Here is a 14,449-nt window from a genome sequence, read left to right on the forward strand (position 1 = left end):
TCAGCGGCAGGGTTGCACCTGCCGCCACCCGTCCGCGCATCACGTTCCATCCGACGAATTCGCGTAACCGGCGTGCCCGTTGCCGCCGCATGGAACCGGTCGCAGATGCGGCGACCGCCGCGACCGGCCCGCCCGGCGGCCCGCTCCGGCCCGCGCACCGTGCCCGGCGCCACCTCAAGCGCGTGTTTCGGCGAGATGTTAAAGTGCCCGCTACCAACGAAGCGACCAACAATCCAGCCGGCCGCGCGCGGCGTTCTGCGCGCGGCCGTCACGCACTTGCGTCTCCATGTCGAACACCATGACTCACCGCCAGTCCGAACTGCTGCTGAATCGCCTCGACGCGCTGAGCTCGGGCCCGACGCGGCAGCATCTGCCCGACGGCCTGCGCGGCATCGAAAAGGAAAGCCTGCGCGTGACGCGCGACGGGATGATCGCGTTCACGCCGCATCCGCGTGCGCTCGGTTCGGCGCTCACGCATCCGGCGCTGACGACCGACTATTCCGAAGCGCTGATCGAGCTGATCACGCCCGCGGAAGGCGACGCCGCGATCACGCTCGAGCGTCTCGACGATCTGCATCGCTACGTCTATGCGTCGCTCGGCGACGAGATGCTGTGGAACGACTCGATGCCCGGCCTGCTGCCGGCCGACGACCAGATCCCGATCGCCGACTACGGCACGTCGAACATCGGCCGCCTGAAGACGGTGTACCGGCGCGGCCTCGCGTATCGCTACGGCCGCACGATGCAGTGCATCGCCGGCATCCACTACAACTACTCGCTGCACGAGGAAGTGTGGCGGCGCCTGCATGCGGAAGAGGGCTCGACGGCCACGCTCGTCGATTACCAGTCGGAGCGCTATCTCGCGCAGATCCGCAACTTCCGCCGCCGCAGCTGGCTGCTGATGTACCTGTTCGGCGCGTCGCCCGCGCTCGACACGAAGTTCCTGCGCGGCAAGCCGCACAAGCTCGACACGTTCGATGCCGATACGCTGTACCTGCCGCATGCGACGAGCCTGCGAATGAGCGATCTCGGCTACTCGAACACGACCGCCCAGGCCGCGCTGCACGTCGACTACAACACGCTGCCCGGCTATCTCGACGCGCTGTCGAAAGCCGTGAGCGAGCCGTATCCGGCGTATGAGGCGATCGGCACGCATCGCGACGGCGAGTGGATTCAGATCAACACGAACGTGCTGCAGATCGAGAACGAGTTCTACTCGACGATCCGGCCGAAGCGCGTCACGTATTCGGGCGAGCGGCCGCTGCATGCGCTCGCGTCGCGCGGCGTGCAGTACATCGAGGTGCGCTGTCTCGACATCGATCCGTTCGAGCCGACCGGCATCGCACTGGAAACCGCACGCTTCATCGATGCCTTCCTGCTCGCGTGCGCGCTCGACGAGAGCCCGGCGCTCGACTGCCCCGCGTACAAGGAAGCAAACGCGAACTTCGGCAGCGTGACGATGGAAGGGCGCAAGCCGGGGCTCACGCTGCAGCGCGACGGCCAGCCGGTCACGCTGCAGGCATGGGCGGACGACCTGATGGCCGATATCGAAACCATCGGCCGTCGTCTCGACGAGATCCGCGGCGGCGACGAGCATGTGCGCGCAATCGCTGCGCAACGCGAGAAACTCGCCGATCCGGAGCGCACGCCGTCCGCGCGTGTGCTGCGCACGATGCGCGAGCGCGGCCAGTCGTTCCTCGGGTTCGCGCTGGCGCAGAGCGAAGCGCATGCCGCGCATTTCCGTGCGCGTCCGCCGTCGGCGGAGACGCTGCGCACCGAGCAGGCGCTTGCCGCGAAATCGCTGGCCGAGCAGGCCGAGCTCGAAGCGAAGGAGGCCGGATCGTTCGACGCGTTCGTCGCGGCCTATCGCGCCTACACGCTGAACCGCTTCAGCGTGTGATGCCTGCGCACGTGCATCGCGTCGGTCGGCGCGGTGCGCGATGCGTCTCTCCGTCGCCGGTCGGGTCGCACCGTTGTGCGCTCGATCCGGTTGAGTCTGCCGTCAGTGATGCGCGTAGGTGCCGCGGTCGATCGCGTGCGGCAGCGCCGGTTTGCCCGATTCCACGTTTGCCCCGCCTTCGCTGCCGTAGCCGGTGTCCTCGCCACGTGCCTGTGCGGCACGGCGCATGATCGCCTGCATGTGGTCCGGAAAGTCGGGACTGCTGGCGAGGCTCGTCCGGTAGCCGGCGGCCTGCAGCTCCACGAGTTCCTGGCGGACCTGGGCACGCGTCAGCGTCGACGCGGCCTGCGCGTGAGCGGCGAAGGCCGCGCCGATCAGCACGCAGGCGCATGCCGCCCGTTTCATCGTCTTCATCGTGTTCACTCCGTGAGGTTCCGGCGCCGTGCCTGCCGTGGCCGGCGCGGGCGGAATCGATGCGACCAGTCTAGGCTTCGGACGCCAAACGAAACATCCCGCCCGTCGTCAGGCACCTTTGCCGCATGTGCAACATTGCGCGGGGAGCCGTTCGTGGCGGGCTTTCTGTCGAATACGACAGCGGGCTGCCTGCTGCCGGTCAGCGGGCGGCGGCACGGGCGTATCGGGTCGGCACGGATCGGGCTTGCCCTCCTTGTACAAGCGCCGCGCGCCTCCTAACCTCTTTTAAGCGACTGATCGGTTGGCCGTGCAACGTCGTTGCGTGCGCAAGCGCCTGATCGTTGTCGTGACCGCAGGACATCGCCTTGTACCGAACCCGGGGCATCCCGTTGCCAGCTCGGGTCGTCAGCGCAAGGCATGGGACCCGAGTAAGCGCTAAAGCGCCAACTCGGGTCGACATCTGGAGACACGATGAACCCCACCGACGCCCTACCGCCCGGCATCGTCTTCGCACAGCCGCTGACGCCGGTCGCCCACTCGCTGCTGCTGTCCTTCCTCGTCGCCGCGATCCCGATCGCGGTCGCGCTGATCGCGCTCGGCGTGCTGCGCCGCCCCGCGTGGCAGGCGTCGCTCGCCGGGCTCGTCGCGGGCCTCGCGGTCGCGATCGGCGCATGGGGCATGCCGGCCGGGCTCGCGTTCAACGCGGTCGGCGCGGGCATGGCGCTCGCGGTCGTGCCGGTGATGTGGATCGTCTTCAACGCGCTGCTGCTGTACAACATTGCGGTGAAGTCGGGCCGCTTCGACCAGTTCCGGCAGTGGATGCTGGACAACCTGCCCGACGATCGCCGCCTCGTGCTGCTCGTCGTCGCGTTCTCGTTCGGCTGCCTGCTCGAAGGGATCTCGGGGTTCGGCACGCCGGTCGCGATCACGAGCGCCCTCCTGATCGCGCTCGGCTTCCCCGCGCTCGAAGCGCTCACCTACACGCTGCTGTTCAACACGGCGCCGGTTGCGTTCGGCGCGCTCGGCGTGCCGATCACCGTGCTCGGCGCGGTCACGTCGCTGCCGCCCGCGACCCTCGCGCAGATGGTCGGCCGCCAGCTGCCGTTCTTCGCGCTGCTGCTGCCGTTCTACGTGGTCGGCGCGTACGGCGGGCTGCGCTCGATCTCGAAGCTGTGGCCCGCGCTGCTCGTGTCGGGCGGCAGCTTCGCGATCGCGCAGTTCGTCACGTCGAACTTCCTCGGCTACCAGCTCACCGACGTGCTGTCGTCGCTCACGTCGCTGATCGTCACGATCGGTTTCCTGCAGCTGTGGAAGCCGCAGCCCGATCCGCAATACGCGCTCGCGCGCAGTGTGCCGGCGACGGCCGGCGCCGCGCGCGCGGGCTTCGGCGGCTGGTTGCCGTGGCTCGTCGTGTCGGTGGTCGTGATCGTGTGGGTGCATGCGAACATCGCGGCGATCGGCGACGTGAAGATCAAGTGGCCGGGCCTGCACAACGCCGTGTTCGTGTCGCTGTACCACAAGCCGTATGCGGCGATCTGGGACTTCCAGCCGCTCGGCACGGGCACCGCGATCCTGCTCTCGGCGATCATCACGGCCGCGCTGACACGCACCGGCGTGGGCGATTTCTTCGATTGCGTGGTCAAGACCTGGCGGCAAACGTGGATCGCGATCGTCACGGTGATGATGATCGTCGGGCTCGCGTACCTGCTGAACTACTCGGGGATCAGCTACACGCTCGGCACCGGCGTCGCGTCGACCGGTGCGCTGTTCCCGCTGGTGTCCGCGTCGCTCGGCTGGATTGCCGTGTTCCTGTCCGGCAGCGACACGTCGGGCAATGCGCTGTTCGGCAACCTGCAGGTCGTCGCCGCGCGGCAGCTCGGCCTCGATCCGGTGCTGATGGCCGCGACCAACTCGTCGGGCGGCGTGATGGGCAAGATGATCTCGCCGCAGAACATCGCGACGGGTGTGTCGACGACGGACCTGAAAGGGCAGGAAGGTGTCGTGTTCGCGCGCACCTTCTGGCACAGCGTGATTCTCACGCTGTTGCTCGGTGTGCTGGTGTTCATGCAGCAGCACGTGCTGACGTGGATGATACCGGCACTGCCGAAGTGAGGTGAGCGCGACGACAGAAGGAAGGCACGAGGAAAAAGCGAGGGAAGGCGCGGGAAAAGCGCCAGTAGTGTGCGGAACCGGCGAACGCGCGGCAGTTCAGCGTGCGTTCGCCCGCCGCGCCGTTCGTCCTGCTTCATCCGTTTCGGCCGCGTCGCTGCCGCCCGGCAGGATGCACGCGAGGAACGCGTCGATCGCGGGGCTCTGGCGGCGCGCCTTCAGGTAGTACACGTATTCGTCAATCGTCGTGTCGACGCCGCGCAGCGCGATCACGCGCAAATCCGGATGACGTTCGGCCTCGCCGAGCGGAAACAGGCTGCCGCCCACGCCGTGCAGGATCGCCTCGCGGATCGCTTCGCGGCTGCCGATCTCGGCCACCGAGACGGCCGCGACACCGGCCGCGTCGAGAATCGTCTCCGTGCAGCGGCGCGTGACCGAGCCTTCCTCGCGAATCAGCAGCCGCACGTCGGCGAGTTGCGCCGGCTCGATCGCGTCGAAGCGCGCGAGCGGATGGTTGCGATGCACGACGAGCACGAGCGGGTCGGTCGAGATCACCTTGCGTTCGAGGCCGTCGGCGTCGTTGCGCTGCGACGAGACGGCGAGATCGATGCGGAATTCCTGCAGCGCCTGCAGGATCTCCTCGGAGTTGCCGATCCGGCACGTGAGCGCGATCGACGGATGCGCGTTCGAGAAGCGGCCGACCGCGTCCATGATGTAGTACGGCCCCGTCGCGCCGATCCGCAGGTGGCCTTCGAACAGGCCGCCGACGTTGCGCAGCATGATGTCGGCCTGCGCCTCGAGCGCGATCATCTTCTCGACGAGCGGCAGCAGCTCGATGCCCGTCTCGGTGACCTCGAGCTTGCGGCCGCTGCGGTAGAACAGCTCGACGCCGTACACCTGCTCGACCTGCCGGATCTGCGCGGCGATCGTCGGCTGGCTCACGCCCAGGTGGCGCGCGGCGCGCGTGATGCTGCCCTGCCGGACGGTCGCGTGGAACGCCTTCAGCTGATCGAACACGACTCGGCTTCTCCCCTCTGTATCGCGCGTCAGCGTAGCGCATGCGTATGTCGGCCGGATGAAAGGCGCGTCGTGCGCCGCTTCGAAAAAATTCCTGGGGGTAACCCAAAGAAACCTGCGGTAACCGGTCACGGCCGGGACACGCCGATGCGGGGTAATAACGGCAACGCACCACCGCCGGCCCCGCTCGACCGGCGCCCCACTCCTATCGACAACAGGGTTCTCTTCATGTCCTCGAACAATCGACGCGATTTCCTGCGCCTCGCCGCGCAGTCCGCCGGCGCGATGGCCGCCTACGCGGGCTTCCCGCCCGCGATCCGCAATGCGCTGGCGATGCCGGCCGCCTATCGCACGGGCACGATCCGCGACGTCGAACACGTCGTGATCTTCATGCAGGAAAACCGTTCGTTCGACCATTACTTCGGCGGGCTGCGCGGCGTGCGCGGCTTCAACGACCCGCGCCCGCACCTGCTGCCGAGCGGCGCACCGGTGTGGCAGCAGCCGCCGGCGTCGGTGTTCACGAAGAACTACCATTCGCGCGGCCTCGATCCGTCGGCGCCGTACGTGCTGCCGTTCTACCTCGATCCGAAGCAGACGACCGAATTCCAGCCGGGCACCAACCACGGCTGGAGCAGCGGCCACCTGTCCTGGAACAACGGCCAGTGGGACCAGTGGGTGAACCAGAAGCAGGACGTGCTGACGATGGGCTACCTGAAGCGCCAGGATCTCACGTACCACTACGCACTGGCCGACGCGTTCACGATCTGCGATTCGTACTTCTGCTCCGCGCACGCCGACACCGCGCCGAACCGCATCTACCTGTGGACCGGCACGGTCGACCCGCGCAACATCTACGGCAACCCGCCGAACGGCCCGGGCATCGGCGAGCGCGACGACGTGAACGGCTACACGTGGACGACCTACGCGGAACGCCTCGAGAACGCGAAGATCAGCTGGAAGGTGTACCAGGGCGGCACGGGCATTCCGGGCGACCCGACCGACAACTACACCGACAACTCGCTGATGTTCTTCAAGCGCTTCCAGGTGAAGGAAGGCGCGAGCGGCCCGCTGGTCGACAAGGGCGCGTCGGACCACACGCTCGCCGAGCTGAAGGCGGACGTGCAGGCGAACCGGCTGCCGCAGGTGTCGTGGATCGTGTCGCCGTACAAGTACAGCGAGCACCCGCAGGCATCGCCGACCGACGGCGCGTTCTATATCAACATGGTGCTCGAGGCGCTCACGTCGAACCCGGAAGTGTGGGCGAAGACGGTGTTCATCCTCAACTACGACGAGAACGACGGGCTGTTCGACCACGTCGTGCCGCCGGTGCCGCCGGTCACGAGCGGCGTGGGCGGCCAGGGCATCGTGTCGTCGAACCTGCTGTCGAATCTCGGCGACGAGCTGCTCGACCTGAACAAGTACCCGGGCGAAATGAGCCCGCTCGTGCCGGGGGCGGACCCGGGCGGCATCCAGCCGATCGGCCTCGGGCCGCGCGTGCCGCTCATCATCATCTCGCCGTGGACGAAGGGCGGCTGGGTGTGCTCGGAGACGTTCGACCATACGTCGGTGCTGCGTTTCCTCGAAGCGCGTTTCGGCGTGAAGGAGCCGAACATCAGCGCGTGGCGCCGGTCGATCTGCGGCGACCTCACGTCGGCCTTCGACTTCTCCGCACGGCCCGACACGCGCACGGTGAGCTTCACGGTGCCGCAGCACATCGCGACGGCCGGCCAGGCGTACCAGGTGCCCGCGCAGCAGTCGATGCCGACGCAGGAGCCGGGCACGCGTCCGGCACGTGCGCTGCCGTACGAGCTGTTCGTGCACAGCCGCGTGAGCGGGCACGACGACAGCGTGTCGCTCGACTTCGCGAACACCGGTGACGCAGGCGCCGCGTTCTACGTGTACGACCGCCGCAACCCGACGACGCCGCCGCGCCGCTATGCGGTGTCCGCACACGACCGCTTCGTCGACACGTGGAACACGTCGGCCGCGCGCGGCGACTACCATCTCGCGGCCTACGGCCCGAACGGCTATCTGTGCGAGTTCCAGGGCAACACGCGGCTCGCGGCGGACGGCCGCCATGCGAACCCCGAAGCGCGGATCGGCTACGACGTGCGCAACCGCCACGTGTACCTGCAACTGCGCAACAGCGGACGCGCGACGTGCCGCGTGACGGTCGACAACGCATACAGCCACAAGCATGCGCGGACCTACACGCTGGAGCCGGGCGAGCGCATCGAGGATCACTTCGAGCTGTCGTCGAGCCACGGCTGGTACGATCTGACGATCACCGCGACGACGCTGCGCGGCGGCGACGACAAGGTCGTGCGCCGCTTCGCGGGCCACGTCGAGACGGGCCGGCCGAGCCAAAGCGATCCGGGGCCGGTGAAGCACCCGACGGCCTGACGGCCGCCATGCGTCGCGCGATGCGGGTGAGGTCAGCCCGCCGCGCGACCATCGTCTGCCGGCTGCGCGTCGGTTGCATTCCGGCAGGCGGGATTGGCTTTTGGAAACTGAAAACTGTTGACAATGTGTCGGGCCGAGGGTATATATGGATCATTCGCCGATATGGCGCCCTCGTTTTCTACCGCAGCCCTGCTGCCTGCCCGACCATGACAGCCCCGAACGCGCTCAGCGCCATCGAACTCCTGCAAAGCCAGTCGCTCGCGATGATCGTCCAGGACATGCTCGAGCGCGCGATCGTCTCCGGCGAATACGCGCCCGGCGAGAAGCTCAACGAAGTCGAGATCGCGACCAAGCTGAACGTGTCGCGCGGCCCCGTGCGCGAAGCGTTCCGCGCGCTCGAGCAGGCCGGCCTGCTGCGCAACGAGAAGAACCGCGGCGTGACGGTGCGCGTCGTGCCGCTGCGCGAAGCCGAGGAGATCTACGAAGTGCGCGCGATGCTCGACGAGTCGGTCGCGCGCGCGCTAGCGAAGCGTATCTCGCCCGACACGCTGAAGGTGCTGAAGGGCATCATCCAGTCGATGAAGGACGCCGCGAAGACGCACGACGTCACGCGCTATACCGAGCTGAACGTGCAGTTCCACGATGCGATGGTCGTCGGCGTCGGCAATACGCATCTCACCGATACCTACCGCCGGCTCGTGCGCCAGCTCGGCCTGCTGCGCCAGGCGGCAATCGAGGCCGAGGAGGATGCGATCGCCGTGTCCGCGGCCGAGCACGACAAGATCGTGCAGGCGCTCGCGGGTGGCGATGAAGCGCAGGCGGTGGCGCTCGTGCGCGAGCACGTGTCGCACGGCCTCGAGCGCATGCGCCGCACGCATGAGCAGGGGCTGCCGTCGACGGGCAAGTCGGCGCGGGAGAAGGCCGTGCGCGCGTAAGTGCGCGGCAACGCCTGCACGGGTTGCCGCGAAATAGTTGCCGCACAAAAGCAAAGGGACGCTTCGCAGCGTCCCTTTTTTCATTGCGGCTTCAGGTCATGCATGACCTGAAGGTCAACGCATCGTCACGCCTTGTCGGCCTTCCCGGCCGCGCTCGCGAATTTCGCGAGCCACGTGTCGACAACTGCCGGCGGCCGGCTCTCGTCTTCCGCGCGCTCCTTGCGGCGGATCGCATTGCGCACGACGTGCGCGCCGACATAGCGGATCGGCTCCGGCGGAAAATGACCCAGCGGGCCGCGCACGATCGGGCTGCGCGTCCATGCGTTGTCGAGGCCGAGCACGAGCGACGACAGGATCTGCCCGCCCATGTAGGTCGGCCCCACGCCGTTACCCGAGTAGCCGAAGCCGTAGAACACGTTCGGCGCGTCGTCGAGGCGGCCGAAGAACGGGAAGCCGGTGACGGAGCGATCCGACGGCCCGTTCCAGCTCGCGGTGACCGGCACGCCCGCGAGCGACGGAAAGAACTCGCGCAGGCTTTGCGTCAGTTGCGCCTCGTACGGCGAGCGCCGGTCGAACACGGGCGCGATGCGGCTGCGCCACGAGAACGTGTTGCCGCCCTTGCCGAGCATCAGCCGCCCGTCGGCGGTGGTGCGGTAGTAGTAGACGAAGATCCGCGAATCGAGCACCGACACGCCGTCCACGAGCCCGGTTTTCTCGAGCAGCTCGGGGCATTTCTCGGTGATGACCATGTCGCTCGACACGACCGCGATCGTGCGCTCGAACTGCGGGAAGCGGCTCGCCATCCACGCGTTGATCGCGAACACGAGCTTGCCCGCGCGCACGCTGCCGGACGGTGTGCGCACGACGGCAGGCTGCCCGGGCGTGAAGTCGAGCATCGGTGTGCGTTCGTAGATCCGGATGCCCATCGCGAGCGCGACGCGGCGCAGCCCGCGCACGAGCTTGCCGGGATGCACGGTCGCGGCGATCGGCGAATAGACGCCGTCGAGATTGCGTGCGGACCCCGAGCGGCGCGCGACCTCGGCAGGCGGCAGCGGCTCGTAGCTATGGATGCCGCACGCGGCGAGCGCGTCGAGCACCGGCGCGAGCGTGCCGACCTGTGCACGCGACGTCGCGGTGTACAGCGTGCCGTCGAGCCGCAGCTCCGCATCGATGTCGTGCGCGCGGCAGAAATCGGCGATGTGCTGCACGGCCGCTTCGGATGCTTTCACGAGCCGGATCGCCTCGGCTTCGCCGAACAGCCGCCGCAGCGTCAGGAATTTCGCGGACCACGTGAGCAGGCAGCCGCCGTTGCGACCGCTCGCGCCGGCGCCGCAGAGGTCGGCCTCGACGATCGCGATGTCGAGCGAGGGGTTCTGCTGCTTCGCCTGGATGGCCGTCCAGAGCCCCGTGAAGCCGCCGCCGACGATGCACACGTCGGCCTGCGTCGCACCTTGCAGCGCGGGGGCGAGATCGCCGTCGTTGAACAGCGCTTGTTCGATCCAGAAGGGTCGCATGGGAGGGTTCGTCGAAAAGGGGCCGTGCCGCGCACGGCCCGAAAAAAGGACGGCTGCCGCATGCGAACGTGCATGCGGCGGGTTACATCACGTCACGTCAGGCGGCCGCTTCGGCCGACACGCGACGCACGCCCATCGCCCGCAGCGTGTCGGCGATCGCGGCGACGGCGCCCGGAATCCCGGCTTCGCCGAAGTGGCCGATGCAGCCGACCCGGAACGTCTCCACTTCGGTCAGCTTGCCCGGATACAGGATGTAGCCGCGCTGCTTGACCTCCTGGTAGAAGCGCTTGAAGTCGTAGTTCGGATCGTCCGGTGCATGGAACGTGACGATGATCGGCGCCTGGATCGCCGGATCGAGGAACGGCCGGAAGCCGAGCGCGAGCATCCCGTCGATCAGCGCGCGATAGTTGCGCTGGTAGCGGCCGCCGCGTGCCGCGAGCCCGCCTTCGTCGACGTATTGCGCGACGGCGGCGTCGAGTGCCGCGACCACGTGCGTCGGCGGCGTGAAGCGCCACTGCGTCGTGCGCTGCATGTAGACCCACTGGTCGTACAGGTCCATCGCGAGTGAGTGGCTGTTGCCTTCGCAGCGTTCGAGCGCACTGCGCTTCGCGATCACGAAGCCGAGCCCCGGCACGCCTTCGAGGCATTTGCCGGATGCGGCGATCACCGCGTCGAACGGCGTCGTGCGCGCATCGATGTCGATCGCGCCGAACGAGCTCATCGCGTCGACGATCAGCGCGCGGCCGTGCTTCGCGACGACCTGCGCGATGTCGTGCAGCGGGTTCAGCACGCCGGCACCGGTTTCGCAGTGCACGAGCGCGACGTGCGTGATGGTCGGATCGGCGGCGAGCGCGCGCTCGACGTCGGCCGGATCGACGCGGCGATCCTCGCTGTAGTCGATCGTCGTCAGCTGGCGGCCGAGCACGCGGCAGATCTTCGCGATGCGCTGGCAGTACGCGCCGTTGTTCGGCACGAGCACGTGGCCGTCGCGCGGCACGAGCGTGCCGAGGGCCGCTTCGACCGAGAACGTGCCGCTGCCTTGCAGCGGCACGCATTCGTGCGTGCCTTCGCCGTGCACGATCTGCAGCAGGCGTTCGCGCAAGCGCGCGGTGATCGCGTTGAAGTCGCTGTCCCACGATCCCCAGTCGCGCAGCATCGCGTCGCGCGTGGTGTCGGAGGTCGTCAGGGGGCCAGGGGTGAGCAGGATGGGCTGGGCGGCGAGCGTCATGGTGTCTCCTTGATGAAGTCGGGACGTCACGTGAATACGGTCAAAGAATCAACGGCGATGCGGATTGCGCCAGGCCTGCGTACGGCGCAACAGTCGATGCGAGATGCACGCGAACAGCACGCACGCGAACGAAGAGGTCGCGAGCACGAGCGTGGCCATCGCGGCGGCCGGGCCCATCTGGCCCGCGTCGTCGAGGTTCAGGATCGCGACCGATGCGGGCTGCGTGTCGGGCGAGTAGAGGAACGCGACGGCCGAGACCGTCGTCATCCCGTTGACGAACAGGTAGCGCGCGATCAGCAGGATCGCGGGCAGGCACACGGGTACGGTCACGCGCAGGAAGGTCTTGTAGAACGGCACCTTCAGCGACGCGGACACGGCCTCGAACTCGCTGTCGATCTGCCGAAGCGCGGTGACGGCGGTCAGGTGGCTCGATGCGTAGTAGTGCACCACCGTGACGATCGCGAGCAGCCACAGCGACCCGTACAGCCCGTTCAGCGGATTGCCGGGCGCGTTGAACAGGAAGATGTAGCTGATGCCAAGCACGAGCCCCGGCACGCCCATCGGCAGGATCGCGCACAGCGCGATGAAGCCGCGCAGCCAGCGTGCGCCGCGGGTCTTCTCGATCAGGTAGGCGCCGCCGAACACGACGATCGTGCCGCCGAGCGCCACCGTCGCGGCCATCCGCAGGCTGTTCTTGTACGCGTCGAAGATGCCGGCGCCGATCAGCCCCATCTCGTAATGCTGCAGCCCGAGGCGCATCTGGTACGGCCAGAACTTCACGAACGACGCGAATACCGAGATGCCGACCACCGCGATGAAGAACGCGCACACGATGCCGCAGTACGCGAGCATCGCGGCGTCGAAGCCGCGCGACGGCTTCGGCTGGTACGGCGTCGAGCGCGCGCCGAGCTGCGACTGCTGGCGGCGGCGGATGAAGAAGTCGACGCCGAACGCGACGAGGGCGGGGCACAACAGCATCAGGCTCACGACCGCGCTGCGGTTGAAATCCTGCAGGCCGATGATCAGCTTGTAGATGTCGGTTGACAGTACGTTGTACGAACCGCCGATCACCACCGGCACGCCGAAGTCGTTGATGCACATCGTGAACGCCACCATCGTCGCGCTGATCAAGCCGTACTTCGCGCCCGGCAGCGTGATCGTGAAGAACTTGCGGATGCGACTCGTGCCCATCGCGTCGGCGGCCTCGTAGAGCCGGCCGTCGGCCAGCGACAGCGCGGTGACGAGGATCATCAGCACGTGCGGGAACGACGCATACACCATGCTCAGCACGATGCCCGGCAGCCCGTAGATCGAATGGCCGTGCAGCAGCGGCTTGAGCAGCCCCGCGTTGCCGAACCAGTAGATGAACGACACCGCGGACAACAGCGTCGGCGCGAGCAGCGGCAGCAGCGCGATCGTGCGCGCCGCGTTCTTCAGCGGCATGCACGAGCGCGTCAGCGCGTAAGCGAACGTGAACGCCATCGGCACGACGATCGACGTGACGAGCGCGCCGACCGTCAGCGAATGCAGCATCGAGCGCAGTACGCCGCTGTCCTCGAGATATTCGACGAAGTTGTGCGCGCCGACGAAGCGTCCGTCCGCATCGACGAAGCATTTCTGCACGACGAGCGCGAGCGGCAGCAGCAGGAACATCGACATCAGCGCGGCCATCGCGACGAGCGCGAGCTGCGCGATGCGGTCGTGCCAGTGCGTGATCTGCCGCACGTCGGCGGGGGCGGAGGCGCCGCGGCGGCGCTCGGTCAGGACGGTGCTCATTGCAGTCGCTCCTTCGCGCTCGGGAACACGCGGACATGCTCGCGATCGAGCGCGAGGTCGATGCGCGCGCCGGCCTGCACGCCGGTGCGGTCGACGTCGTGATACGACAGGTCGGCGACGATCTCCTGGCCGTCGAGCCCGTCGATCCGGAAGCTCACGCGGCAGAACGCGCCGAGGAATTCGAGCTTCTCGACGCGGCCGGCCAGCACGTTGTCGGCCGTCTCGCCCGGCACGCGGATGCGCAGGTCTTCCGGCCGCACGTACACGGACACGGCTGCGCCCTGCGCAGGGCGAGCCGCACCGTGGCGGCAGTCGAAGCCGACCGCACCCGCGCGCAGCGTGCCGTCCTGCGCGACTTCGGCGGGAATCGTGTTGACGCGGCCGATGAAGTCCGCGACGAACGGCGACGCGGGCTGCCGGTAGATTTCGAGCGGCGTGCCGATCTGCTCGATCACGCCGTGGTTCATCACGACGATGCGATCGGCCATCGACAGCGCTTCTTCCTGGTCGTGCGTGACCATGATCGTCGTCACGCCGAGCCGCTGCTGCAGCGCGCGGATTTCCTGGCGCAGCCGCACGCGCACCCGCGCGTCGAGCGCCGACAGCGGTTCGTCGAGCAGCAGCAGGCCGGGGGAGGTGGCGAGTGCGCGCGCCAGTGCGATGCGCTGCTGCTGGCCGCCGGACAGCTGGCCGGGATGCTTGCGATGGCTGTCGGGCAGGCCGACCAGCGCGAGCAGCGTGTGCACGCGCTCGTGGATCGCGTCGCGCTTCATCTTGCGGTTCACGAGCCCGTACGCGACGTTGTCGTACACGGTGAGGTTGGGGAACAGCGCGTACGACTGGAACACGATCCCGTAGTCGCGCAGTTGCGGCGGCAGCCGCGAGATGTCTCGGCCGTCCTGCATGATGTGGCCGGCATTCTGCGTCTCGAGCCCCGCGATGATCCGCAGCAGCGTGGTCTTCCCGCAGCCGGACGGCCCCAGGAAGCAGATCATTTCGCCCTTCATCACGCTCAGGTTGATGTCGGTCAGGACCTGCGTGTCGTTGTACCGCTTCTCGATGCGTTCTACGCTCAGATAAGGTGCCATGCGCGCCTCCATGCTGGGGCGGCCCGGGGGCCGGATTCGACGATGGAAAGGGTGGCGCGGGGCCG

The 14,449-nt window shown here is 67.9% G+C and carries 10 protein-coding genes; 4 read left to right on the forward strand and 6 right to left on the reverse strand.

The window, feature by feature from the left end:
* Positions 1-286 precede the first annotated feature (286 nt).
* A complete protein-coding gene (gene gshA, locus G3N98_RS14380) occupies positions 287-1,900 on the forward strand; it encodes a glutamate--cysteine ligase (RefSeq protein ID WP_206148523.1) in 1,614 nt (537 codons plus the stop codon).
* Positions 1,901-2,002: 102 nt separating this feature from the next.
* On the opposite strand, the gene G3N98_RS14385 is transcribed toward gshA, so the two are convergent.
* The gene (locus G3N98_RS14385) at positions 2,003-2,314 is read right to left on the reverse strand and encodes a DUF4148 domain-containing protein (RefSeq protein ID WP_089473809.1); all 312 of its coding nucleotides are present in this window, start codon (positions 2,312-2,314) and stop codon (positions 2,003-2,005) included.
* A gap of 471 nt (positions 2,315-2,785) precedes the next feature.
* Here G3N98_RS14385 and G3N98_RS14390 point away from each other — a divergent pair, with 471 nt between their 5' ends.
* The gene (locus tag G3N98_RS14390; protein ID WP_206148524.1) at positions 2,786-4,426 is read left to right on the forward strand and encodes an L-lactate permease; all 1,641 of its coding nucleotides are present in this window, start codon (positions 2,786-2,788) and stop codon (positions 4,424-4,426) included.
* Positions 4,427-4,522: 96 nt separating this feature from the next.
* Here G3N98_RS14390 and G3N98_RS14395 read toward each other — a convergent pair whose 3' ends face one another.
* On the reverse strand, positions 4,523-5,440 hold the full coding sequence (locus tag G3N98_RS14395; RefSeq protein WP_206148525.1) for a LysR family transcriptional regulator: 918 nt from the start codon (positions 5,438-5,440) through the stop codon (positions 4,523-4,525).
* 228 nt (positions 5,441-5,668) lie between these two features.
* Between G3N98_RS14395 and G3N98_RS14400 the strand changes: the two genes are divergently transcribed.
* Together G3N98_RS14400 and G3N98_RS14405 are read left to right on the forward strand one after the other, a co-directional pair.
* Positions 5,669-7,843: a phospholipase C, phosphocholine-specific gene (locus tag G3N98_RS14400; protein ID WP_089431859.1), complete on the forward strand. Its 2,175-nt coding sequence runs from the start codon at positions 5,669-5,671 to the stop codon at positions 7,841-7,843.
* Positions 7,844-8,049: 206 nt separating this feature from the next.
* On the forward strand, positions 8,050-8,778 hold the full coding sequence (locus G3N98_RS14405; protein ID WP_089473759.1) for a phosphonate utilization associated transcriptional regulator: 729 nt from the start codon (positions 8,050-8,052) through the stop codon (positions 8,776-8,778).
* Between the two features lie 125 nt (positions 8,779-8,903).
* On the opposite strand, the gene G3N98_RS14410 is transcribed toward G3N98_RS14405, so the two are convergent.
* The 4 genes from G3N98_RS14410 to G3N98_RS14425 all read right to left on the reverse strand — a co-directional run bounded on the left by G3N98_RS14410 (position 8,904) and on the right by G3N98_RS14425 (position 14,384).
* A complete protein-coding gene (locus tag G3N98_RS14410; RefSeq protein ID WP_206148526.1) occupies positions 8,904-10,292 on the reverse strand; it encodes an FAD-dependent oxidoreductase in 1,389 nt (462 codons plus the stop codon).
* A 97-nt stretch (positions 10,293-10,389) separates the two neighbouring features.
* Positions 10,390-11,520 carry a 2-aminoethylphosphonate--pyruvate transaminase gene (locus tag G3N98_RS14415; protein WP_089426610.1) on the reverse strand — a complete coding sequence of 377 codons (1,131 nt, stop codon included), beginning with the start codon at positions 11,518-11,520 and terminating at the stop codon, positions 10,390-10,392.
* A 48-nt stretch (positions 11,521-11,568) separates the two neighbouring features.
* A complete protein-coding gene (locus G3N98_RS14420; RefSeq protein WP_175240404.1) occupies positions 11,569-13,296 on the reverse strand; it encodes a putative 2-aminoethylphosphonate ABC transporter permease subunit in 1,728 nt (575 codons plus the stop codon).
* Positions 13,293-14,384 (reverse strand): putative 2-aminoethylphosphonate ABC transporter ATP-binding protein, encoded by a 1,092-nt coding sequence (locus G3N98_RS14425; RefSeq protein ID WP_089473757.1) that lies wholly within the window; start codon positions 14,382-14,384, stop codon positions 13,293-13,295. The genes G3N98_RS14420 and G3N98_RS14425 overlap by 4 nt, the downstream gene beginning before the upstream one ends.
* Positions 14,385-14,449 lie beyond the last annotated feature (65 nt).

Source organism: Burkholderia sp. Tr-20390 (assembly GCF_017104595.1).
Lineage (GTDB): Bacteria > Pseudomonadota > Gammaproteobacteria > Burkholderiales > Burkholderiaceae > Burkholderia.

Bases quoted from the DNA above. Each gene is read 5' to 3' on its own strand.
- G3N98_RS14400 (WP_089431859.1), top strand. From the start codon at position 5,669: ATGTCCTCGAACAATCGACGCGATTTCCTGCGCCTCGCCGCGCAGTCC.
- G3N98_RS14385 (WP_089473809.1), bottom strand. From the start codon at position 2,314: ATGAAGACGATGAAACGGGCGGCATGCGCCTGCGTGCTGATCGGCGCG.
- G3N98_RS14390 (WP_206148524.1), top strand. From the start codon at position 2,786: ATGAACCCCACCGACGCCCTACCGCCCGGCATCGTCTTCGCACAGCCG.
- G3N98_RS14415 (WP_089426610.1), bottom strand. From the start codon at position 11,520: ATGACGCTCGCCGCCCAGCCCATCCTGCTCACCCCTGGCCCCCTGACG.
- G3N98_RS14405 (WP_089473759.1), top strand. From the start codon at position 8,050: ATGACAGCCCCGAACGCGCTCAGCGCCATCGAACTCCTGCAAAGCCAG.
- G3N98_RS14410 (WP_206148526.1), bottom strand. From the start codon at position 10,292: ATGCGACCCTTCTGGATCGAACAAGCGCTGTTCAACGACGGCGATCTC.
- G3N98_RS14425 (WP_089473757.1), bottom strand. From the start codon at position 14,384: ATGGCACCTTATCTGAGCGTAGAACGCATCGAGAAGCGGTACAACGAC.
- G3N98_RS14420 (WP_175240404.1), bottom strand. From the start codon at position 13,296: ATGAGCACCGTCCTGACCGAGCGCCGCCGCGGCGCCTCCGCCCCCGCC.
- gshA (WP_206148523.1), top strand. From the start codon at position 287: ATGTCGAACACCATGACTCACCGCCAGTCCGAACTGCTGCTGAATCGC.